Annotated in this window: 17 protein-coding genes; 8 read left to right on the top strand and 9 right to left on the bottom strand. The window is 67.4% G+C overall.

Features of this window, described 5'->3' with window-relative positions:
- Positions 1-28: 28 nt before the first annotated feature.
- On the top strand, positions 29-1,810 hold the full coding sequence (locus ACYVLV_RS15390) for a PAS domain-containing sensor histidine kinase (RefSeq protein WP_460811290.1): 1,782 nt from the start codon (positions 29-31) through the stop codon (positions 1,808-1,810).
- A 66-nt stretch (positions 1,811-1,876) separates the two neighbouring features.
- Positions 1,877-2,353 carry an SRPBCC family protein gene (locus ACYVLV_RS15385; protein WP_460811289.1) on the top strand — a complete coding sequence of 159 codons (477 nt, stop codon included), beginning with the start codon at positions 1,877-1,879 and terminating at the stop codon, positions 2,351-2,353.
- 81 nt (positions 2,354-2,434) lie between these two features.
- On the opposite strand, the gene ACYVLV_RS15380 is transcribed toward ACYVLV_RS15385, so the two are convergent.
- From ACYVLV_RS15380 to ACYVLV_RS15370, 3 genes are all read right to left on the bottom strand, one after another.
- A complete protein-coding gene (locus ACYVLV_RS15380) occupies positions 2,435-6,976 on the bottom strand; it encodes a PKD domain-containing protein (RefSeq protein WP_460811288.1) in 4,542 nt (1,513 codons plus the stop codon).
- Between the two features lie 322 nt (positions 6,977-7,298).
- Positions 7,299-8,372: an inositol-3-phosphate synthase gene (locus ACYVLV_RS15375; protein ID WP_460811287.1), complete on the bottom strand. Its 1,074-nt coding sequence runs from the start codon at positions 8,370-8,372 to the stop codon at positions 7,299-7,301.
- A 66-nt stretch (positions 8,373-8,438) separates the two neighbouring features.
- A complete protein-coding gene (locus tag ACYVLV_RS15370) occupies positions 8,439-9,011 on the bottom strand; it encodes a PadR family transcriptional regulator (protein WP_460811286.1) in 573 nt (190 codons plus the stop codon).
- A 182-nt stretch (positions 9,012-9,193) separates the two neighbouring features.
- Here ACYVLV_RS15370 and ACYVLV_RS15365 point away from each other — a divergent pair, with 182 nt between their 5' ends.
- Both ACYVLV_RS15365 and ACYVLV_RS15360 read left to right on the top strand, forming a co-directional pair.
- Positions 9,194-11,485, top strand: a complete 2,292-nt coding sequence (locus tag ACYVLV_RS15365; RefSeq protein ID WP_460811285.1) for a transglycosylase domain-containing protein — start codon at positions 9,194-9,196, stop codon at positions 11,483-11,485.
- A complete protein-coding gene (locus ACYVLV_RS15360; RefSeq protein WP_460811284.1) occupies positions 11,380-12,915 on the top strand; it encodes a glycosyltransferase family 87 protein in 1,536 nt (511 codons plus the stop codon). The genes ACYVLV_RS15365 and ACYVLV_RS15360 overlap by 106 nt, the downstream gene beginning before the upstream one ends.
- On the opposite strand, the gene ACYVLV_RS15355 is transcribed toward ACYVLV_RS15360, so the two are convergent.
- The 4 genes from ACYVLV_RS15355 to ACYVLV_RS15340 are packed head-to-tail and all read right to left on the bottom strand — an operon-like array spanning position 12,873 to position 16,477.
- Positions 12,873-13,931: an alanine racemase gene (locus tag ACYVLV_RS15355; protein WP_460811283.1), complete on the bottom strand. Its 1,059-nt coding sequence runs from the start codon at positions 13,929-13,931 to the stop codon at positions 12,873-12,875. The genes ACYVLV_RS15360 and ACYVLV_RS15355 overlap by 43 nt on opposite strands.
- A gap of 2 nt (positions 13,932-13,933) precedes the next feature.
- Positions 13,934-15,061 (bottom strand): lipid II:glycine glycyltransferase FemX, encoded by a 1,128-nt coding sequence (locus tag ACYVLV_RS15350; protein WP_460812218.1) that lies wholly within the window; start codon positions 15,059-15,061, stop codon positions 13,934-13,936.
- Positions 15,062-15,088: 27 nt separating this feature from the next.
- Positions 15,089-15,901: a deoxyribonuclease IV gene (locus ACYVLV_RS15345; RefSeq protein ID WP_460811282.1), complete on the bottom strand. Its 813-nt coding sequence runs from the start codon at positions 15,899-15,901 to the stop codon at positions 15,089-15,091.
- A 33-nt stretch (positions 15,902-15,934) separates the two neighbouring features.
- Positions 15,935-16,477, bottom strand: a complete 543-nt coding sequence (locus ACYVLV_RS15340; protein ID WP_460811281.1) for a hypothetical protein — start codon at positions 16,475-16,477, stop codon at positions 15,935-15,937.
- A gap of 276 nt (positions 16,478-16,753) precedes the next feature.
- Here ACYVLV_RS15340 and rpsF point away from each other — a divergent pair, with 276 nt between their 5' ends.
- The 4 genes from rpsF to rplI all read left to right on the top strand — a co-directional run bounded on the left by rpsF (position 16,754) and on the right by rplI (position 18,544).
- The gene (rpsF, locus tag ACYVLV_RS15335) at positions 16,754-17,053 is read left to right on the top strand and encodes a 30S ribosomal protein S6 (RefSeq protein WP_460811280.1); all 300 of its coding nucleotides are present in this window, start codon (positions 16,754-16,756) and stop codon (positions 17,051-17,053) included.
- A 120-nt stretch (positions 17,054-17,173) separates the two neighbouring features.
- Positions 17,174-17,767 (top strand): single-stranded DNA-binding protein, encoded by a 594-nt coding sequence (locus ACYVLV_RS15330; RefSeq protein ID WP_460811279.1) that lies wholly within the window; start codon positions 17,174-17,176, stop codon positions 17,765-17,767.
- Positions 17,768-17,843: 76 nt separating this feature from the next.
- Positions 17,844-18,080, top strand: coding sequence for a 30S ribosomal protein S18 (gene rpsR, locus ACYVLV_RS15325; RefSeq protein WP_017933521.1), 237 nt, complete (start codon positions 17,844-17,846; stop codon positions 18,078-18,080).
- 17 nt (positions 18,081-18,097) lie between these two features.
- Complete coding sequence (rplI, locus tag ACYVLV_RS15320) at positions 18,098-18,544, top strand: 50S ribosomal protein L9 (protein WP_460811278.1); 447 nt, start codon at positions 18,098-18,100, stop codon at positions 18,542-18,544.
- Between the two features lie 136 nt (positions 18,545-18,680).
- Here rplI and ACYVLV_RS15315 read toward each other — a convergent pair whose 3' ends face one another.
- A complete protein-coding gene (locus ACYVLV_RS15315; RefSeq protein WP_460811277.1) occupies positions 18,681-19,232 on the bottom strand; it encodes a hypothetical protein in 552 nt (183 codons plus the stop codon).
- 16 nt (positions 19,233-19,248) lie between these two features.
- Complete coding sequence (locus ACYVLV_RS15310; RefSeq protein WP_460811276.1) at positions 19,249-20,619, bottom strand: MATE family efflux transporter; 1,371 nt, start codon at positions 20,617-20,619, stop codon at positions 19,249-19,251.
- Positions 20,620-21,051: the final 432 nt, after the last annotated feature.

The following is a 21,051-nucleotide window of genomic DNA, read 5'->3' as shown; positions in this document are numbered from 1 at the left end:
GATCTTGGGGCTCACGAGGGGGGGTTCGATGTCGCAGGCACTCGACGAGTTCGCCTATCTCGGCCCCCAGATGATCTTCGGGTTGGACCCGCAGGGTCGATGCACGTTCTCGGTGGGTTCGGGACTCGGAGCGCTGGGGCTCGAGCCCGGCCAGTTGGTGGGCGCGGACCTTTTCGCCTTCTACGCCGAATACCCCACCGTCGTGAGAGACCTGAGGAAGGCAACGTCCGGTGAGACCTTTTCCAGCCAGGCGACGGTGAACGGTCGCCTGCTGCGGACCTCCTTTCAGCCGGTGCATGGCGCCGACGGCACGCTCGAAAGCTCCGTCGGAGTGACCACCGACCTGACCGAGCACAGGCGGGCGCTGGAGGATCTGAGCCGGTTCAGGGCCCTGGCCGACGACTCCCCCGACTACGTCGCCATCGCCGACACGGAGGGCCAGATCGTCTATGTGAACCCGCGGATCGCAGCGCTCGGGCTGTCCCTGTCAGCGCCCGACCTCCGGTCGACGCTCGTGGAGCTGGTGACCGAGGAACGCGCTGACGAGTTGGTCAATCGGTTGGCCAACGGTGAGCGATGGTCCGAGGACCTCGATGTGCACCCTCCCACCGGCGACGCCATCGTCCGGGCTCAGATCTTCCCCCTCCACGACACCGAAGGTGTACGCCGGCTCGGGGCCGGCTGGATCGCTCAGGACATCACCGAGTTGCGGGAGTCGGCGGCGACACTGCAGGAAGCCAACCACGGCCTGAAGCAGTTCCGCGCGCTGGTGGAGGCGTCGAGTGACTTCATCGCGATCGCCGGCATGGACGCCAGGATCCGGTACCTCAACCCCGCGGCCCGTGCCCTGGCCGGGGTCCCGCCCGAGGTGGATGTGTCCACCACGGTGATCTCGGACTACCTCACGCCCGAGGGCGTCGAACAGTCCGAGAGGGTGGAGCAACCGGCCGTCATGGAGCACGGTCGGTGGACCGGGGAGTCGACGCTGCGACGCGCGGACGGCAGCGCGATCCCGGTCGAGATCGTCAGCTTCCTGGTGCCGGACCCCGAGACCGGTGATCCCCTCGCCCTGGCCACGGTGCAGCGCGACATCACCGAGCGACGCACCGCAGAAGCAGTCCAGGAGGATTTCGTCGCTCTTGTCGCGCACGAGTTGCGCACCCCCCTCGCGTCGGTGAAGGGCTACGTCGAGATCGTGACCGAGTCCTTGGCGGTGCACCCGGACACCGCCGAGAGCCGCGACCACCTCGACGTCGTGTCGCGTAACATCCTCCGGATCGAGCGCCTGGTCGAGCAAATCCTCCGCGTAGCCGGTGAGAAACGAATGCCGCCCGGCGAGCGTCAGCCCCGCGACCTGGTCAGCATGGTGGAGCAGGCCGTGGAGTCCGCACGCCCGGCCGTCGAGACCGCGGGGCTCTTGTTCGAGCTCGAGACATGTCCTCCGATCGTGATGACCCTCGACGAAACCCTCGTCGAGGTGGTCGACAATCTCGTGTCGAACGCCGTGAAGTACACCCCCGCCGGTGGGCAGATCAGTGTGAGTGTCGCTCGCGACGAGGACGTCGCCGTGCTCACCGTCACCGACACCGGACCGGGCATCTCACCGAGCGAGCGGGATTCGATCTTCGAGAAGTTCGTCCGCGGGGATCTCGTCCAGCACCAGACGATTCCGGGGTTCGGCCTCGGGCTGTTCATCACCCGGGCGATCGTGGAGTCTCACCAGGGGGAGATCTCTGTCTTCGATCGACCCGGCGGCGGCACCCGGTTCGTCGTACGACTCCCGCTGACGACGTCCGATCCCGCCACCTAGAAGGCATCGAGATCCCGCCCCCTGATCAGCGCCGCAGCCGAGCGCGCCGCGTCGTACTCTTCGCCCATGAGCGAACCCACGTCACCGCAGTTGGAACAATCCGTCGAGATCGCCGCCGAGCCCGCCCAGGTCTGGGCGCTGGTCACCGACGTCCCCCGCATGGCTCAGTGGAGCCCCCAGGTCGTGCGCAGCAAGGTCAAGGGCGGTGAGGTCAAGATGGGCGCGAAGTTCTCGAACGTCAACCGCCGCGGCCCGCTGTTCTGGCCCACCACGGGCAAGGTCGTGCGCTGCGAGCCGCACCGCGACTTCGCCTTCCGGATCGCCGAGAACAAGACCATCTGGTCCTTCGAGCTCGAGCCGACCGCGACCGGCACCAAGGTCACCCAGCGTCGCGAGACCCCCGACGGCATCTCGAAGGTCTCCAAGGGCCTGACCAAGGTCGTCCTCGGCGGGCAGGCCAAGTTCACCGCCGAGCTCAGCGACGGGATGAAGCAGACCCTCGACCGGATCAAGGCCGAGGTCGAGAGCGGCACCGCCTCCTAGGCACGCCCCCCGCTCTCCCCGAACACAGACAACGCCCGCCCGGGATGACCCGGGCGGGCGTCGTACGTCGTGGGGAGGGTCCTACTGGTTGACCACGAACCCCTCGATGAAGCCCTGACCGCCGCTGATCACGACCCGGACCGTGTGGTTGCCGCCGCCGAAGCCGCGGAACGCGGACCGCTTGTTGAACGTCAAGCCACCACCCTGCTTCTTCATCGACAGGCTGCGAACCCGCTTGCCGTCGATGAACACGGTGGCCTGGCCGCCGTTCTTGGCCTTGGCCCGCACCATCATCAGGTAGTTGCCCCTGAAGTTCATGGTCAACACGTCCTGGCCGCGGCCCCTGCCCTGGGTGTCGCAGAAGACGGTGCGTCGGGCCTGCTTGTTGCGCAGCTTGCGCCAGGAGCCGTCGCGGTCGACGCGACCGGAGTTGCAGGTGACGTAGCGCAGCACCTTCAGGCGCTTGCGCACCGTGGTGGAGTTGCCGGCCTCATCGGTCACGGTCAGCGTGATCCGCTGGCGACCCGCCTGACGGAACTTCGTGTTGAAGGCCGCCGCGGTGGAGTCCACCGAGGATCCGCCGTCGTTGAGGTTCCAGGCGTAGGTCAGGTCCCTCGGATCACTGGTGTCGTCGGTGGTGCCGAGGCTGGACAGCGTGACGGTCTCGCCGGTGAAGGTGCGTTTGGTGCTCAGGGTGACCTTCACCCGCGGAGGCGTCGTGTCCTCGGTCGTGGGCGTGGCCGTCACCTTGATTTCCACCGAGTCGGTGTCGGACAGGCCGCCGGGGTCGGTCACCGTGACGGTGGCCGTGTAAGTGCCCGGAGTGGCGTACGACGTGGTCACGTCCCGGCCGCTGGCGTCGGAGGCGTCTCCACCGTCCCCGAAGTCCCAGTCATAGGTCAACGAGCCCGGCGTCTGGACGTCGGTACTGTCGGCCCCCGAGAGGGCGACGTCCTCGTTGATCGTGACCGAACTCGGGGTGGCGGTCGCCGCCGCCGTCGGAGCGGTGTTGCCCGCGGTGGGCTCCACGACGGTGACCTCCACCGACGCGGAGTCGTTGAGACCATCGGGGTCGGTCACCGTCACGGTCGCGGTGTAGGTGCCAGCCGTGGCGTACGACGCGGTGGCGTCGCGACCGGTGGCGTCCTTGACGGGGTCACCGTCGCCGAAGTTCCAGCTGTAGTCGAGATCGTTGGGCGTCTCGGTATCGGTGCTGCCCACGGCGGAGAGGGTTACGTCGACCCCGGTCTCCACGGTGGTCGGGGTGGCCTTGGCCTTGGCCGTCGGCGCCGTGTTGGGCTCCTCGGCCTCCGGCTCGTAGCCGGCGTCGAAGGCCTTACAACCGGCGCCGGTGACGAAGGTGACGTCGCCGGTGAGGTCGCCGTTGGAGGTGGCCGGACCGTTGGCGTTGCCGCTCATGGAGTCGACGGTGAAGTCGAGGCAGTCGTAGCGGAAGCGCCACGGGTTCGCGACATTCGGGTACGCCGGGTCGGTGGTGCCCTCGGCGGGGTCGTTGTAATTGTCCGTGTGACCCTCGCCGGCGTCACTGAACGACTTGCGTCCCGCCGCGGCGGTGAAGGCCGCGTCGTTCAGGTTCGGGCTCGCGCTCCCCGGGGTGGGGGTGGAGTCCAGCGGGGACTGGGCCGGCGGGTCGTCGGTGCCGGCGTTGCCGTACCCGTGTGCCTCGTCGGTGTAGGAGAGGTAGAGCCCCGCCTCCCAGCCGATGTCGCCGCGGCCGTCGATCTGGCCCTTGCCGTCGAGGTCGAAACCGGAGCGGTCGCGCATCTCGAGGTAGTAGGCGTGGTCGAAGTCGGCCTCGGACCCGGCGGCCACGTAGTTCCAGCCCTTGGTGCAGCGTCCACCGGGGTTGTCGGCCTTGCAGCCACCGTTGAAGACGAACGGGTCGTCGGGACCACCGGAGGTCTCGAAGTCGGTGTCGAGCAGGATCTTCTCGCCCGACGGCGTGGTCGCGGTGACCGAGACGTCGTCGATGAACCAGCCGGGACGGGCCAGGCCCGGGTCGGTGGAGTAGCTGAACCGCAGCACCGGGATGTCGGCGCCGACGAGCTCGGAGACGTCGTAGGTGTCGGAGAGGAAGAGCGACTCGGGGGTGTTGCCCGCGACGCGATCCACGGCCTCGGTGCCGGCGTCGTACGAACCGCTGGTGCCGGTCAGACCGTTGTCGTAGGCGCCGAAGCACCCGTTCTGGTTGGCGTTGCCGGGGATCCCGGCCAGCGAGGTGGTGTAGCCGTTCTCGGAGGCGTTCGAGGTGAACTCCTCCCCACCGTCGGTGGAGGTGAGTACGAAGCCGTAGTCGTAGTCCCACTCGATGTCCCACAGGGACTTGAAGTCGAGCTGGATCGTCGAACCGGCCGGCAGGTTCTTGGCCGCGGGGATGGCGAAGTCGAGGTTGTGCCCCCCACCGTCCGTGGCGCAGCCGAAGTCGTTGCCGGACCCGGAGAACCAGGCGTGGGTCTTGGACGCCTTGTCACCGGTGTCGAACTTCTCGGGCTTGATCAGTTGACGACCGGGCAACTTGGCGGCGTACATCAAGGAGTTGTTGACCTTGCCGTCCGCTCCGTCGGTCAGGGTGTACGGCGTCCCGTCGGGGCGCTCCCAGGTGATGGTCCCGGTGTTCTCCTTGGAGTCGGTCATCGCCTTGGCGTTGGTCGTCGCCGAGGGGGCGAGCACCTGCGGGACCACCCAACCGAGCTCCTGACGAGCGAAGGCGTCCATGTTCTGCGACTTGTCGGTCGCCATCAGGTTCCAGTCGCCGTAGGTGTCGCGGCCGCCGGTGGAGTAGAAGTCCGGCAGACCCAGCGAGTGGCCGTACTCGTGGCTGATCACCGACGCGGCGTCGATGGCCGTCTCGGGATTCACGTTGTAGGGGCCGACCCGCACGAAGACGGGGAACTCGGTGACCTCGGTGGTCATGTCACGACGCTTGGCGTCGGTGTAGAACAACTTGCGACCCTCGAGGTCCTTGAGCTGGTCGTCGGAGACGTACCCGGTCTGGCCGGTGGTCTCGTCGGTGTAGGTGAACTCCAGCGAGGAGCTGTGCGGCCAGATGTTGTCGTACGGCGCGGTGTCGCCTGGGGCGTCGGAGCAGGCGCCCAGTTGCGAGGCACCGTTGCCGCCGCAGCCGGCGTAGACGACCATGAAGAAGTCGACGACGCCGTCCTTGTCGGTGTCGAAGTCGGAGTAGTCGATCTCCGGGTCGGCGATGGCGGCGGTGTCGAAGACGAGCTTGCCGGTGGGTCCGCAGCCGGAGTCGATCTGCTGCAGCGCGGCCACACCACCCAGGGCTCCGACCAGGGCCGAACCGTTGGCGTCGGCTCCGTAGTAGCTGGTGTTACCGGGCAGGTTGTAGACCCCGCCGGTGATGCGCTCGGGGTAGTTGATCGGGTTCGGGATGGAGCCGGGCACGTCGGCCAGGGTGACGCCCGCGGGGCAGGTGCCGCCGGGGACGAAGTTGGTGAAGTCGAAGCCGGGTTCGTAGGAGAAATCGGCCGTGGCCTGCCCCAGCGAGGGGACGGTGCCGTTGGGGAAGAGCTGCCCCAGAGACATCTCCTGGAAGAGGTTGAAGGTCGAGCCCTCGAAGGCGGGGTCGTTGATGATGCGCTCGAGGTCGCCGCCGTCGTGGCCATCGACGTACGTGCGGTCGGTGTAGTTGACCGGCACGACCGGGAAGGGGCGGTCGCCGTAGCGGGCCGCGTCGTAGGACTCTGCGGGCGGGATGACCTTCGGTCCGTGGCTCGTCACGGTGTCGGTGCCGCCCGAGGTCAGGGTCGCGGTGGTCGACAGGTCACGCCAGACGATCGTGGCGAGTTCGCTGACCTTGGCGGCCTTGCTGTCGAGCACCATGGCCACGCGGCCCGGGGTCAGGCCATTGGCGGCGGGGACCGAGGGGAGGGTCCAGGTCACCGAGGTCGGACTGGCCACGGTGGCCGTGCCCGGAGCGTTGGCGCTGACGAAGGTGCTGCCGGTCGGGGCACTGACCTGCACGGTGGCGCCGGTGATGGCGGCGTCGGTCGGGTTGGTGACGATGACCGTCGAGGGGTAGGACTCGCCCGGCTTCACCCACCCCACGGAAGAGACGAAGCTGTTCTCGATCTCGAGACCGGAGGTGGCGGCTCGGACCACGACGGCACCGGCGCCGGCGTCCTGGGCGGAGAAGTCGTCGTACGACGCCTCGATCGCGCGCAGGGCCAGGGTCTGGGCCCCGCCGTTCTCGGGCAGGGCCCGGGAGACCGACCCGGGGATCGTGGTCGAGAAGGACCCGTCCGCCGCGGCGGTGATGTCCTGGGTGCCCAGCACCTTGCCGCTGGCGTCGGTGACGGCCAGGGTGAACTCGGCGGGTACGCCGTCCCCGATCGTCGCGACGGCGGCCGGCTTGACCGTGCTCACCGTGCCGGAAGCCTTGATCTGGTCACCTCGGCGTACCGAGGTGTCCTGGCCGTCGAAGGTCACGGAGAGGGCCTTCACGCCGATGCTCGAGGCACCACTCGGTGTCGGCTCGGCTGCCTGGGCCGGAAGGGTGAGGGGGGTCAGCGCGACCCCGGTGATCAGAAGCGTGGAGACCGCGAGTGTTCGGGCGCGGACAGACAGCCGAGAGGGCGTCATCGAAATCCTTACGAAGAGGGAGTATCGAGCAGTCAGACTCCTGCTCAACGACGCCTTCCGCCCTCGGGTTACGTCTTGTCTGACGATTTACCGGAGCGTCACCGCTTCCACCGACGTCTCACCAACGAGAACGTGGTGGACCCGACGCACCGAAGTGCGTCGAATCCACCACGTTGGTAGATCTCAATTCAGGCTTCAAGACTCACGCTGGGTGAGTCACGTGGCCTGGGTTCGCTGCTACTCCTCGCCAGCGATCTGTATTGCTGGCTCGGATCCGCAGCGTGACTCGCCTAGGGCGAACAGGTGAGGCCTGGGTTCGCTGCTACTCCTCGCCAGCGATGAAGGCCTCGACGCGGCGGCGGCCCTCGTCGTCAGGCAGCTGCACCGGCGGGGACTTCATCAGGTAGGACGAGGCGCTGATGATCGGGCCACCGAGGCCGCGGTCCATGGCGATCTTCGCGGCGCGGATCGCGTCGATGATGATGCCGGCCGAGTTCGGGGAGTCCCAGACCTCGAGCTTGTACTCCATGTTGAGGGGGACGTCACCGAACGCGCGACCCTCCATGCGGACGTAGGCCCACTTGCGGTCGTCGAGCCACGGGACGTAGTCCGAGGGTCCGATGTGGACGTTGCGGGCGCCGAGGTCGTGACCGATGTTCGAGGTCACCGCCTGGGTCTTGGAGATCTTCTTGGACTCCAGGCGGTCGCGCTCCAACATGTTCTTGAAGTCCATGTTGCCGCCGACGTTGAGCTGGAAGGTGCGGTCGAGGACGACGCCGCGGTCTTCGAACAGCTTGGCCATCACGCGGTGCGTGATGGTGGCGCCGATCTGGGACTTGATGTCGTCGCCGACGATCGGGACACCGGCGTCCTCGAACTTCTTGGCCCACACGGGGTCGGAGGCGATGAAGACGGGCAGCGCGTTGACGAACGCGACGCCGGCGTCGATGCAGGCCTGGGCGTAGAACTTGTCGGCCTGCTCGGAACCGACGGGCAGGTAGGAGACCAGGACGTCGGCCTGGGTGTCCTTGAGGACCTGAACGACGTCAACGGCTTCGCCGTCGGCCTCTTCGATGGTCTCGCGGTAGTACTTGCCGAGCCCGTCGAGGGTGTTGCCGCGCTGGACGATGACCCCGGTGGGGGGGATGTCGCAGATCTTGATGGTGTTGTTCTCGGAGGCCTGCGTGGCCTCGGAGAGGTCGAAGCCGACCTTCTTGGCGTCTACGTCGAAAGCCGCGACGAACTCCACGTCGTTGACGTGGTACTCGCCGAACATCACGTGCATGAGACCGGGCACGACGCCCTCGGGGTTGGCGTCCTTGTAGTACTCGACGCCCTGGACCAGGGACGTCGCGCAGTTGCCGACTCCCACGATTGCTACTCGTACCGATCCCATAGGGATTCCTTCCTGTCTGCCGCTGGGCTGGGTGCTCGTTGCGGGCGGATTGTTTCGTGACTTCGTTCAGGTGTGTGGATGCTCGGTGGGGCCAGCCGCACCGAGATTGCGTTCAGCGTTGATCAGGTCCGAGATCCACTGGACCTCGCGTTCGGCCGACTCCAGGCCGTGGCGTTGCAGTTCGGCGGAGTAGCGGTCGACCTCCTTCTCGGTGAGAGAGAGTTGGCCCTGGACCCGATCGAGCCGTTCTTGCAGACGCATCCGGCGCCCTTCGAGGACGCGGAGGCGGATCTCCATGTCGGTGCGGCCGAAGAAGGCGAACCGGATGTCGAAGTTGTCGTCCTCCCAGGCCGTCGGACCGACCTCGGACATCAGTCGCTCGAACTCGGCGGTGCCGGCCTCGGTGACCTGGTAGACGATGCGGGGCCTGCGCGAGACCGGTGCCGTGGTGGTGGCGGACTCCTCGATGAGGTTGCCCCGCAGCATCTTCTTCAGCGCCGGATAGAGCGATCCGTAGGACAGGACGCGACTCCATCCGAGCATCAGGTTGAGGCGTTTGCGCAGCTCGTAGCCGTGCATGGGTCCCTCGTGTAGCAGTCCGAGGACTGCCAACTCGATGGTCTCTGCGCGACGTGCCATGTGACCTATCGTAGCGATATATCTTCTGGTTGCGAATTCTCGATGGGTCTGGCGCGTCAAAGGTGATCCAACCGACAACCCGAAGAAGTGGGCGTGTCTGGACCGGTTGCGTACTCTGATCTGCTGGAGCATGCCCCGTGCCCACCCTCAGTGCTCGAACCTCGTAGAACGTCGGAGACCACATGGCAGGCAAGCGCAAGGTCGCGGAAGCGGCCTCGTCATCCCCCAAGACCTGGAAGAGCCGTACCCGCACGGCCCTGAAGTGGACCGGTATCTCTGGGTTGCTGGTCGTGCTGATGGCGGGGGTCGCCTTCCTATACCTCTACAAGACGGTCGACATCCCGAACCCCAACAAGGACTTCCTGACCGAGACGTCGAAGGTCTACTACGCCGACGGCGAGAGCGACCTGGGTGAGTACGTCACCCAGAACCGGGAGTCCATCCCGCTCTCGGAGATGCCCCAATCTCTCCAGGACGCGGTCATCGCGATCGAGAACCGCACCTTCTACACCGACTCGGGCATAAGCCCTACGGGCATCATCCGCGCCGCGTTCAGTAACGCGAAGGGTGGCAGCACCCAGGGCGCATCCACGATCACCCAGCAGTACGTCAAGATCCTCTACCTCACCCAGGAGCGCTCGCTGACCCGCAAGGTCAAGGAAGCGATCTTGTCGCTGAAGGTCCAGCGCACCCAGTCGAAGTCGCAGGTCCTCGAGGGATACCTCAACACCATCTACTTCGGTCGCGGCGCATACGGCGTCGAGGCCGCCGCCCAGACGTTCTTCGGCAAGCCGGCCAGCAAGTTGAACCTGCGCGAGTCCGCCGTACTGGCCAGCGTCCTGAACAACCCCACCAGCTTTGACCCCAAGAACGGCAAGGCGGCGCGCGAACGGCTGAAGGTCCGCTACGGCAACGTGCTCGATGGCATGGTCGAGATGGAGACCATCAGCTCGGCCGAACGCGACACGGCGATCCGCAAGCTGCCGAAGTTCAACAAGACCGAGCCCGACAGCCGCAACGGTGGCCAGAAGGGCCACATGCTGACCATGGTGCGCAGCGAACTGCAGCGCCTCGGCTTCTCCGAGGAAGAGATCGACGGCGACGGCCTCAAGGTCACCACCACCTTCACCCAGGACGCCATGAAGGCGGCCGAGGAAGGCGTGAACGAGGCCCGCCCCGAGGGCCAGGGGCTCGGCGACAAGAACCTGCACGTCGCGGTAGCCAGCGTGCAACCCGGAACCGGTGCCCTTCAGGGCTTCTACGCCGGCCAGGACTACCTGGAGTCCCAGATCAACTGGGCCATCGCCGGTGGTCAGGCGGGTTCCACGTTCAAGGCCTTCGCGCTCGCCGCGGCGATCGACCAGGGCTTCTCCCTGCGCGACACCTTCGATGGCAACTCGCCCTATGAGTTGGCCGACGGCACCGAGGTGGAGAACCAGGGCAACGACAGCTACGGCTCGCGGATCAGCATGATCTACGCGACTCAGAAGTCCGCCAACACGGCGTTCATCGACATGACTCTCGCCATGGACGACGGTCCCGAGGCGATCATCAAGATGGCCAACAAGATGGGCATCCCGCCGGAGGAGGCGACCAAGCAGCTCGGGTTCCCCAACCGGACGCCCGGCCTCCAGCCCGTCACCGGGGTCTCCCTGGGGTCCCAGACGGTCAGCCCGATCAACATGGCCAACGGATACGCCACCCTGGCCAACAACGGGGTCGAGGCCGAGCCCTTCATCATCGAGAAGGTCGAGTCCTCCACCGGCGAGACCCTCTACAACCACAAGGTCAAGACCAACCGGGCGGTCTCGGCCGACATCGCCGCCGACGTGTCCTTCGCTCTCCAGGAGAACGTGCGCGACGGGACGGCCTCGAAGGCCTCGGCGCTCGGTCGGCCGGTTGCGGCCAAGACCGGAACCGCCACCGCCACCGACCAGCAGGGCAACACCGTCGTTTCCTCGGCCTGGTTCGTGGGCTACACCCCACAGGTCTCCACCGCGGTGATGTACGTCCGCGGCAAGGGCAACGAGCAACTCGAGGGCTACCTGCCGCAGTTCTTCGGTAGCGCCTTCCCGTTGACGACCTGGCTGGCCGTGATGGGTCGGATCACCGAGGGCATGGATGTGGAGGAGTTCCCCGAGCCGGCGTACGTCGACGGTGAACCGCCCAGCAGCGGCTTCGAGCCCACGACCGGCAGCGCGCCGGCCCCGGCCCCGGCCCCGCAACCGACGAAGCAACCGTCCAAGCAGCCCTCGAAGCAGCCCTCGGAGTCGCAGACGCCGACCAAGACTCCGAAGCCGACCCCGACGCCGACGCCGACCCCGACTCCCACCCCCAGCCCGACCGGAGACGGCTGTGGTCTCCTGGGTTGCCCGGATCCGACGCCCACCCCGACGCAGCAGCCTTCGCAGTCGCCGACCGCGTCGAGCTCACCCTCCGCCAAACCCAGCGGACAGCCGTCGGCCACCCCGTAGTCGGAGCGGTGGGCGAGGGCATTCACCCCACCCAGGACGACTCGGTGGTCGCGACCTGGAGTGCGGGGATCGGCGGTCCCCTGGGGGAGCACGCCAGGACCGGGCGCAGTTGGTTCACCCCGACCCGGGTGATCCTGCTGTTGGTGGCGGTGACCTTCGCGCTGGGGATGCTCCAGAAGAACGCGTGCTACGACACCAACTGGCGTGACCCCGACGTCACGTACTCCCGCATGTGTTACTCCGACCTGCCGTTCCTCTACACCGGCCGGGGGTTCGCCGACCAGGCGTTCCCGTACACCGATGATGCGGACACCCGCTCGCGGTACGAGGCGATGGAGTACCCCGTCGGGATTTCCTACTGGGCCTGGGCCACCGCCAAGGTGGCCTACGTCGTCAACGGTTCCCCGGACCTGGGGCCTCGCTTCGCCACACCTGCCGACGAGGTCGCTGCGGATCTGACGGTGCAACGCGAGGTCCGGATCTTCGTCATCCTCAACGCGCTCGGGTTCGCTCTGTTGGCGATCGCCTCAGCCTGGTTGTTGACCCGGGTCAATCCCCGCCGGCCCTGGGATGCGGCGATCTTCGCGCTCTCCCCAGCGCTGCTCCTGACCGGGATGATCAACTGGGACCTGTTGCCGGTGGTGCTGGTGGCTGCGGCGCTGTGGTCCTGGGCCACGGGCCGGCCGATCCTCACCGGGATCCTGATCGGGTTGGGCACCGCCACAAAGCTCTACCCACTGTTCCTGCTCGGTGGGATCCTCGTGATCTGCCTGCGTCAACGACGAATGTGGGACTTCGCCCGGCTGACCGCGGTCGCGGTGGTGGTGTGGGTGGTGGCCAATGCGCCGGCGTACCTCTCCTCCCCGACGGACTGGAAGGTGTTCTGGACCTTCAACTCCGAACGCACCGCCGACCTCGGCTCCATCTGGTTGGTCATCGATCAGGCGGGTTCCCTGAACATCTCGGCCGACACGATCAACCTGGGGTCGTGGTTGTTCTTCGCCCTGTGGTGTGTGGGCGTCTTCGCGGTGGGGATGCGCGCACCCCTCACCCCGCGGCTGGCCCAACTCGGCTTCCTGATCGTCGCCGGGTTCCTGCTCGTCAACAAGGTCTACTCACCGCAGTACGTGCTCTGGCTCCTCCCGCTGGCGATCCTGGCCCGACCCCGCTGGCGTGATCAGTTGATCTGGCAGGCCGGCGAGGTCTTCTACTTCGCGGCGGTGTGGTGGTACCTCGGCGGGGCGATCGCCCCCGCGGGCGGAAGCGACGCCGGCGTGTACTGGGTGGCGATCATCGTGCGCCTCGCGGCACAGTTGTATTTGGTGACCGTGGTGACCCGTGACGTCCTGCGGCCCGACCTCGATCCGGTGGACCGTCCCGGCCCGCCTCAACCGACGATGAGGACCTCGTCGAAGTCCGTGGCGGTGTAGCGGACGCGTACGTCGACCCGCTCGCCGACCTCGGGGACCCGGGAGCCGGTCGGCAGGAAGAGCATCGAGGCCTGCATGTGCGGCGGTTCGGCGAACAGGCGCTGCTTGCCGTCGATCGAGAAGGGTGAGCGGACGAAGCCGACCGCGTCCAGGCCCCCCCGGGCCACCGTCGCGGCGCGTGCCTTGATGGAGGAGTCGCCCGTGGGGGCTTCCAGGCCGATGCCGTGGGCGGTGCCGCCGCTGACGATCAGCAGGTGTCCCGCCTTGGGCGCGGTGCGCGAGCGGTAGCCGAAGGCGTCTCCTCGCTCGAGGTGATGGACGTCGATGACGGTGGAGGTGACCTTCATGGAGCCCCGGTCGCCCAGCCAGAGCCCGGTGCCGGTGCGCGGTCGCAGCGTGTAGTCGGGGTAGGACGCGCGCAGTTGGCGCAACTCGTCGATGGTCAGGTGGCTGACCCACACGGTGGTGCCGGGGAGGTCGGCGGCCACCACGTCGTTGAGCAGTCGGGTGGTCTCGCTGAGGTGCGAACCCTGCTGGAGGGGCAGGTGGAGGGCGACCCCCTCGAAGCGGGCCCCACCGCCCTGCGCGGAGCGGACCTGATCGCCCATAGTCCAGAGCTCGCGGGCCGACATCCCGTGGCGACGCATGCTGGTCATCCGCTCGAGCACGAAGCGGGCCCGGGGGTCGCGGGCCACCAGGGCGGCGAGGTCCTCGGGTCGGCTGACGGTGTGGATAACCCGTGCGGCCAGGGCTGGGGCGAGGGGGGCGACGTACGGGCGCCATGGGGTCATCACGACCAGGCTGCCCTCGAAGCGCGTCTCGACCTCGCCGAGGTCGTCGTAGGTTCCGACACAGATGGTGTCGGCGCCCAGCCACTGCGCGCGGCGGGCCAGCCGGCCGGGGGTGAAGCCGTAGCCGTTGCCTTTGATCACCGGGGCCAGGCCGGGGGTGGCGTCGAAGGTACGCCGCAGATGGGCGCGCCAGCGCTCGCCGTCGACGGTGAGGGTCAGGCTCATGATCAGCGCCGCTTCATGTAGAGGTCGAAGGCTTTGTAGAGAACCCGGTTGAGGGGGAGGTCCCACTCGCCGGCGTACTCGACCGCCTGTCCGCCGGTCCCGACCTTGAACTGGATGAGGCCGACGTGGGAGTCGTCTGAGTCCAGGGTGTCGGTGATGCCGCGAAGGTCGTAGACCGTGGCCCCGGCGGCCAGCGCGTCGCACATCATCGCCCACTGGATGGCGTTGGAGCCGCGCACATCACGCTTCTCGGTGGAGGAGGCGCCGTAGGAGTACCACGCGTGCGTGCCGACACGGATCGCGATCGTGGCCGCCACCAGATCGCCCTCGTGCCGGGCGAAGAACAGCTTGATCCGGTCGGGGCTCTCCCCGCTCAGGGCCTCGACCATGGTGCGGAAGTAACCCAGCGGCCGGGGGGTGAAGTGGTCGCGCTTCGCGGTGTGGACGTAGAGGTCGTGGAATGCCTTGAGGTCGTCCTCATCGGTGGTCGAGCCGGTCGAGACCTCGACTCCGTGCTTGGCCGACTTCTTGATGTTGCGTCGCCACTGCTGGTTCATCCCCTTGAGAATCTGCTCCTCGGAAAGGGGCCCGTCCTGGTCGGCGAGGGGGACCTGGAAGACGTACTTCGGCTGGCCGGCGGCGAAACCTCCCTCGGTGACCTGCTCGCGCCACCGGAGTTCGCTCAGCTGCGCGATCACCCGGGCCCCCAGGGGCTCGCGGGTGTCGGGGGCGATCTGGCCCAGGCGGGCGACGGCATCGTCGGCAATCCCCTCCTTGACCTGCGCCGCGGTCCAGCGGCGGGTCACCACCGGCGGTCCCATCCGCACCCCGAAGGCGCCCTGCTTCTTCAGGTGCGCGGTCAGGGGGGTGAGCCAGGCGCCGAGGTCGTCGCACGACCAGTCGATCACCGGCCCCTCGGGCAGGTAGGCGAGGTAGCGCTTGACGCGAGGCAACTGGCGGTAGAGGACCAGGGCGGTGCCGACGATGATCTGACCGTCGAACCACCCAAGGGACTCCCGGCGCCATTCGCTCTTGACCCGGGCCCAGGCGGGGGTCTGTAGGAAGCTCGCCGAGGGCTGCGTGTCGAGGTAGGCGAGGTGCTCGGACTCGGAGATCTCACGGACGGTCAACACGAGTCCGAGGCTAACGCCTGCGGCCTAGAGGCGTTCGCGCAGCCAACCGAAGTCGCTGACGTGTTCCTCGGCCCCACCGGGGGTCTCGCAGATCACCGGTGCCCCTGCGTCCCGGATGACCGAGGCCAGCAGCGCCGGATCGATGTGACCGGCTCCGAAGTTGGCGTGTCGGTCGGCGCCCGAGTCGAACTCGTCGCGGCTGTCGTTGGCGTGGACCAGGTCGATCCGTCCGGTGATCGCGCGTACGTCGGCCACCACGGTCTCGAGGTCGTTGCCGCCGGCGTGGGCGTGGCAGGTGTCCAGGCAGAAACCGACCTGGTCGAACCCCTCGGCGCCCGAGATCGCGTCCCAGACCCGACCGATCCGATCGAGGTAGCGGGTCATCGCGTTGTCGCCGCCGGCGGTGTTCTCGATGAGCAGGGGGATCTTCAGATCGATGGCCTCGATGGCCTTGCGCCAGTTGTCGAAGCCCTTCTCGGGGTCGTCGGCCTTGTTGACGTGACCGCCGTGAACGATCAGACCCTTGGCGCCGATCGAGGCGGCGGCGTCCATGTGTTGCTGGAGCAGCTTGCGGCTGGGGATCCGGATCCGGTTGTTCGTCGTGGCCACGTTGATCAGGTAGGGCGCATGGACGTAGAGATCGACCCCGGCTTCGTGCGCATCGGCCTTCAACGCGTCGGGGCCTCCGGCGTACTCGATCACGGGACCCTTGTAGCTCTGCGGGTCTCCGAGGAAGAACTGGACCAGTGGGGCCTTGCGGGCGGCCGCCTCCGCAAGCGGATCGACCTGGTCGACGTGGGCTCCGATGGACAGGTCGGTGGAGTGGAGGTCGCTCATGACCTCACTGTAGGAGCACGGCTCACGGGCTGCTCAGGCGCCGGGATCGACCGTGGATCCGTCGTGATTGCGGATGCTCCCGTCGGGGTAGGTGATGGTGCCGTCGGCGTTCACCACGCTGTCGGTCGGGTGAGTCGTGTCGGCGTGGGTGGGGACCCTCTCGCCCGCAGGGGCCCGGTGGTCGGGGCTGTGACCGTCGGACGTCGCCGGGTTCTGGGGGGTGTAGTCCTTGGCGCGGTGGTTCACGTCGGGGTCGACGCGGTCGGCGCGGCGTACCTGGTCCTCGATGGACGCCTCTTCGGCCGCGTGCACGCGGCGCGCCTCGGCGGCTTTGGCCTCGGCCTTCTCCGCCTCCAGGCGGCGACCCTCGGCCTCATGGTCGGCCACGCGGACCTGCTGCTCTGCCTGTTGCAGTCCGCCGGTGTTCGCCACGGCCTCCGACCGCAGTTCGGCGGCCTGGAGCCGATCGCTCTCGACCCGCTTCCGACGGGTGGCGAGCAGGGCGACGCCCACCGCCAGCAGGACCAGGATGATGACGGCAGCCACGGCCACCACGATGATGATCTGCGAATCCACGAGATTGCCTCCGGTTCAACGGGCCGCGTCACCCGAGGTACGCGGCGGATTATCGGACGGTACCCGTTTCGGCGCGCTTCACCCCCTCGCCCGGCGGAAGCCCGGTTGTGGGCCGCTCCGTGCCCGAGCGCGAATTGCTTCGCCGCCGGTGTGCGCTGTTACTGTGTGATGTCTTTCGCGCGAGCCCACCGATTGGGTCGATCCGCATAGACGATGTGAAGCCCTCCTGCCACGGAGAGACCGTGGCCGCCGAGTCCAGAGGAGGTGGAGACCGCTTTGCGCCCATATGAAGTCATGGTCATCCTCGACCCCAGCCTTGAAGAACGAACGATCGAGCCGTCGCTCGACAAGTACCTCAACGTCATCCGTAAGGATGGTGGAACCGTCGAGAAGGTCGACGTGTGGGGACGCCGTCGTTTGGCCTACGAGATCAACAAGGGTCACGAAGGCATCTACGCCGTCCTGACCCTGAAGTGCGAGCCGGCCACGGTCAAGGAGTTCGACCGCCAGCTCACGCTGAACGAGTCTGTGATCCGTACCAAGGTGATCCGTCCCGGAGCCCGTTCACTCACGTGAGTGGGGCCCGTTCGCGGGCACCTGTGGATAGACGCTTTCCCTTGTCGGTGCCCCGCGCTTTGATGGGCCTCGACATCGCACGACATCAGCACGACACGGATCCAGACAGGGAGGCCTGAAATGGCAGGCGAAACCGTCATCACGGTGGTGGGCAACCTCACCGATGACCCCGAGCTGCGGTTCACCCCTTCGGGGGCGGCCGTAGCCAACTTCACCGTGGCCTCGACGCCGCGCACTCTGAACAAGCAGACCAACGAGTGGGAAGATGGCGAAGCCATGTTCCTGCGCTGTTCGGTCTGGCGGCAGTCGGCGGAGAACGTCGCCGAGTCGCTGCAGAAGGGTGCACGCGTCATCGTCAACGGCCGCATGAGGGCACGCACGTGGGAGACCCGCGAGGGTGAGAAGCGGACGTCCTTCGAAGTCGACGTCGACGAGATCGGCCCGTCCCTGAAGTGGGCGACCGCCAAGGTTGCTCGTGCAGGACGGTCCGGCGGCGGCGGTGGCGGCTACTCCGGTGGCGGCCAGGGTGGCGGTCAAGGCGGCAACCAAGGCGGCGGCTACTCGGGCGGCGGTGGTGGCCAGAGTGCCTCCAACGACGACCCGTGGGCCACGTCGGCTCCCCGTCAGGGCGGCTCGGACCAAGGCGGCGGAGGCCAACCGGCCAACGACCCGTGGTCCACTCCGGGCGTCAGCTCGGATGAGCCCCCGTTCTGATCCAGCTCCACATATCCATCGACCACTCGCACACCATTCCGGCTTCGGCCGGGCTCTATAGAAGGAGAGCACCACAATGGCTAAGGCAGTGATTCGCAAGCCCAAGAAGAAGGTTTGCCAGTTCTGCAAGGAGAAGGCGACTGGTGTCGATTACAAAGACACCACCCTGCTCCGGAAGTTCATCTCCGACCGCGGCAAGATCCGCGCCCGGAGGGTCACCGGCAACTGCGTGCAGCACCAGCGCGACGTTGCCATCGCAGTCAAGAACGCGCGTGAAGTCGCCTTGCTGCCCTACACGTCCACCGGACGCTGAGAGGAGCTGAGAAGACGATGAAGCTCATTTTGACGCAAGAGGTCGACGGTCTCGGTGCTCCCGGCGACGTGGTCGAGGTCAAGGACGGCTACGGCCGTAACTACCTCATCCCGCGGGGCCTCGGCCTGCGCTGGAGCCGCGGTGGCCAGAAGCAGATCGAGTCGATCAAGGCTGCCCGGGCGTCCCGCTCGGTGCGCGACATCGAGCACGCTGCCGAGGTCAAGACCAAGCTGGAAGGCGCCCCGGTCGACGTGACCGTGGCCGCCGGCCCCGGCGGACGTCTGTTCGGTTCGGTCTCCGTCAGCGAGATCGCCTCGGCGATCGGTGAGGTTTCCGGCGAGAAGGTCGACAAGCGCACGATCATCGTGGCGCAGCCGATCAAGTCGCTCGGCGCCCACACGGTGTCGGTCAAGCTGCACGAAGACGTCACGGCCCGCGTGGCCCTGAACGTCATCCCCGGCTGACCTCAGCACGCCTGTAGCACCACAGAAGCCGTCCCACCTTCCGGTGGGGCGGCTTCGTGCATTTGCCTTGTTACTGACCGTCGTTACTACTACCGGACTGTTACAACGGTCCGGTAGTAGTAACGACGGTCAGTAACTAACTCCGCGGCGATTGCTCGGTGGGGGGAGGGGGCGCCCCTGCCCACTCGCGCCCGGCGTAGGAGAAGCACAGGACGATCAGGCCGACCAGGGTGGCCAGCGCGGCCAACTCGGCGATCCCGGTCAGGGAGGAGAGGCCGGCTCCGAAGACCAGGACCGGGAGTACGGCGCTCACGGTGGCCCCGGTGACCACCAGTTGCAATCGGGTCGCCTCCCGCTTGTCGCCGGCCTCGCGGGCAGCAGCACTCAGCGCCCAGCAGAGTAGGCCGATGAAGCCCAGCCGGGGCAGTTCGCTGGCCCAGGCCAGCGACGGGTCGGCGTCGCTGAGAGCGTTGGAGACCGGCCCGGTCCACAGCGGGATCGAGATCAGGGCGGCCAGGATGCCGAGTGTCCACAAGGCGTTGCGCTGGGGCATCCCGGACGGCAGACCACTCAGGCCGTAGAGCACGAGGAGCCAGCCGAGGGGGTCGGGGTAGAGGTCGTAGCCCCCGAGACGGGCGTAGAGGACCAGGAAGACGAAGCCCATGGCCACCGCCTGCAACGGCTTCATGGTTCGCGCCGTCTGGTCATGGATCCACCCTAGAAGACGGGGCGGCCGCGCCCAGGACCATCCACCGACCGGTGCGCTCCCGGCCCACGAGGGTCAGGAATCGGCCGCCCATGAACACGCCGACGAACACGATCCACACCCCGACCAAGCCCGCGTCGCGGGTGCTGACGATCAGTACGACGGGAGTGTAGACGACCAGTACGGCGGCGCCGGCCCAGGCGAGAAACGTTCCGTCGCCGGCTCCGATCAGGACGCCGTCGAGAACGAAGACGATGCCAGCGACCGGTTGGGCGATCGCCGCCACGAGGAGCACCGGCACCAACAGGTCGAGGACCTGGGAGTCGGTGGTGAACAGTGGTCCGAGGAAGGGCCCGGAGGCGGCCAGCATCAGCCCGGTCACCACACCGGCGCCCAGACCCCACTGGGTCATCCGCCTGGTGACCGCGCGGGCCGAGACGCTGTCCCCAGCCCCGAGATAGCGCCCGGTAATGGCCTGGGCGGCGATGGCGATCGCGTCGAGGACGAACGCGAGGAAGCCCCAGATCGTCATCGCCAACTGGTGCGCGGCGATCTGCGCCGCACCGTCCGGTGGGACGGCCTGCCGTGTCACGGCGTACGCCGTCGCGAGGATGGCCGCGCGCAGGGTCAGGGTGCGGACGAAGAGCGCGACCCCCGATCGGGCCGCTGCTCGGATCCCGGCAAGGTCGGGCCCCAGCGGCGCGTGCTCGCGTCGGGCCGCCGCGATCACGACGACGACCAACGCCACTGCCGAGGCTGCCTGGGCGATCACCGAACCGACCGCGGAGCCGGCGATCCCCCAGCCGTTGAAGCTCCCGACGCCGTAGACGAGCACGATGTTGAGCACCACGTTCAGCGCGTTTCCCGCCACGGCGACGATCAGTGGGGTGCGCGTGTCCTGGAGTCCACGCAGCACGCCGGTCGCGGCCAACATCACCAAGAGCGGGACGGTGCCGAGGAAGGCGATGCGCAGGTACTCATCCGCGCGGGCGGAGACCTCGGCTCCGGCTCCGAAGAGCCCGATGAGTGAGTCGGAGAAGACGACACCCAGGGCGGTGACGACGCTCCCGATGATGACCGCCAGCCAGATCCCGTCGACGCCGAGGGCCAGCGCCCGCGGAGTGTCGCCGGACCCGAGATGTCGAGCGACGCCGGCGGTCGTCCCGTAGGCGAGAAACACGCACAGCCCGATGGCGGTCTGCAGGATGACCGCAGCGACACCCAGGCCGGCTAGTTCCGGAGTGCCCAGCCGACCGACGATGGCGGCGTCACTGAGGAGGAACAACGGTTCGGCCACCAGGGCCAAGAAGGCCGGCACCGCGAGCCGCAGGATCTCCCGATCGTGGGTGCGGCGGGAACCGGGCGCCATCGGTGGCCCTTCAGTGGTCAACGGTTTCCTTCACTGTCTCGCCCAGTGGATAACTCGGGTTCCCCTGTGGATAGCCGCCCCGGAGGGGGTTATGTCGACAAACGGGCACCCATCGGGCGGGCAGTGAGACGCTCAGCAAGATTCCTTCGATTTCATTTCTGTGCACACCCCCACAGCGTGCATTCGTGCAGGTCAGAGACGCATAGGATGCGTTGGTTGAATACTTATCCACAGGTCCCTCCCCAGGCTGTGCACAGCCTCTCCGCGTGTTGTCCACGGCTATCCCCAGGTTATCCACAGGGCCTGTGGATGGGGTGGTGGCCGGGGGCGGCTGAGACCCGTAGGTTCGCGCCGTGAGTCCCACTGTCGGTGGCCGACCCTAGCGTCGCGCTCACAGTCTCAGCCAGCCATCGAGGAGTCATCGTGAGCGTC

This window comes from Nocardioides salsibiostraticola, from assembly GCF_054783655.1.
The sequence above is the reverse complement of the archived record's forward strand: the minus strand, read 5'-3'. Positions and strand labels throughout refer to the sequence as shown.

Coding starts and splice junctions, on each gene's coding strand:
- ACYVLV_RS15330 (WP_460811279.1), top strand. CDS start 17,174: ATGGCAGGCGAAACCGTCATCACGGTGGTGGGCAACCTCACCGATGAC.
- rplI (WP_460811278.1), top strand. CDS start 18,098: ATGAAGCTCATTTTGACGCAAGAGGTCGACGGTCTCGGTGCTCCCGGC.
- rpsR (WP_017933521.1), top strand. CDS start 17,844: ATGGCTAAGGCAGTGATTCGCAAGCCCAAGAAGAAGGTTTGCCAGTTC.
- ACYVLV_RS15365 (WP_460811285.1), top strand. CDS start 9,194: ATGGCAGGCAAGCGCAAGGTCGCGGAAGCGGCCTCGTCATCCCCCAAG.
- ACYVLV_RS15345 (WP_460811282.1), bottom strand. CDS start 15,901: ATGAGCGACCTCCACTCCACCGACCTGTCCATCGGAGCCCACGTCGAC.
- ACYVLV_RS15385 (WP_460811289.1), top strand. CDS start 1,877: ATGAGCGAACCCACGTCACCGCAGTTGGAACAATCCGTCGAGATCGCC.
- ACYVLV_RS15390 (WP_460811290.1), top strand. CDS start 29: ATGTCGCAGGCACTCGACGAGTTCGCCTATCTCGGCCCCCAGATGATC.
- ACYVLV_RS15315 (WP_460811277.1), bottom strand. CDS start 19,232: ATGAAGCCGTTGCAGGCGGTGGCCATGGGCTTCGTCTTCCTGGTCCTC.
- ACYVLV_RS15375 (WP_460811287.1), bottom strand. CDS start 8,372: ATGGGATCGGTACGAGTAGCAATCGTGGGAGTCGGCAACTGCGCGACG.
- ACYVLV_RS15310 (WP_460811276.1), bottom strand. CDS start 20,619: ATGGCGCCCGGTTCCCGCCGCACCCACGATCGGGAGATCCTGCGGCTC.
- ACYVLV_RS15370 (WP_460811286.1), bottom strand. CDS start 9,011: ATGGCACGTCGCGCAGAGACCATCGAGTTGGCAGTCCTCGGACTGCTA.
- ACYVLV_RS15355 (WP_460811283.1), bottom strand. CDS start 13,931: ATGAGCCTGACCCTCACCGTCGACGGCGAGCGCTGGCGCGCCCATCTG.
- ACYVLV_RS15380 (WP_460811288.1), bottom strand. CDS start 6,976: ATGACGCCCTCTCGGCTGTCTGTCCGCGCCCGAACACTCGCGGTCTCC.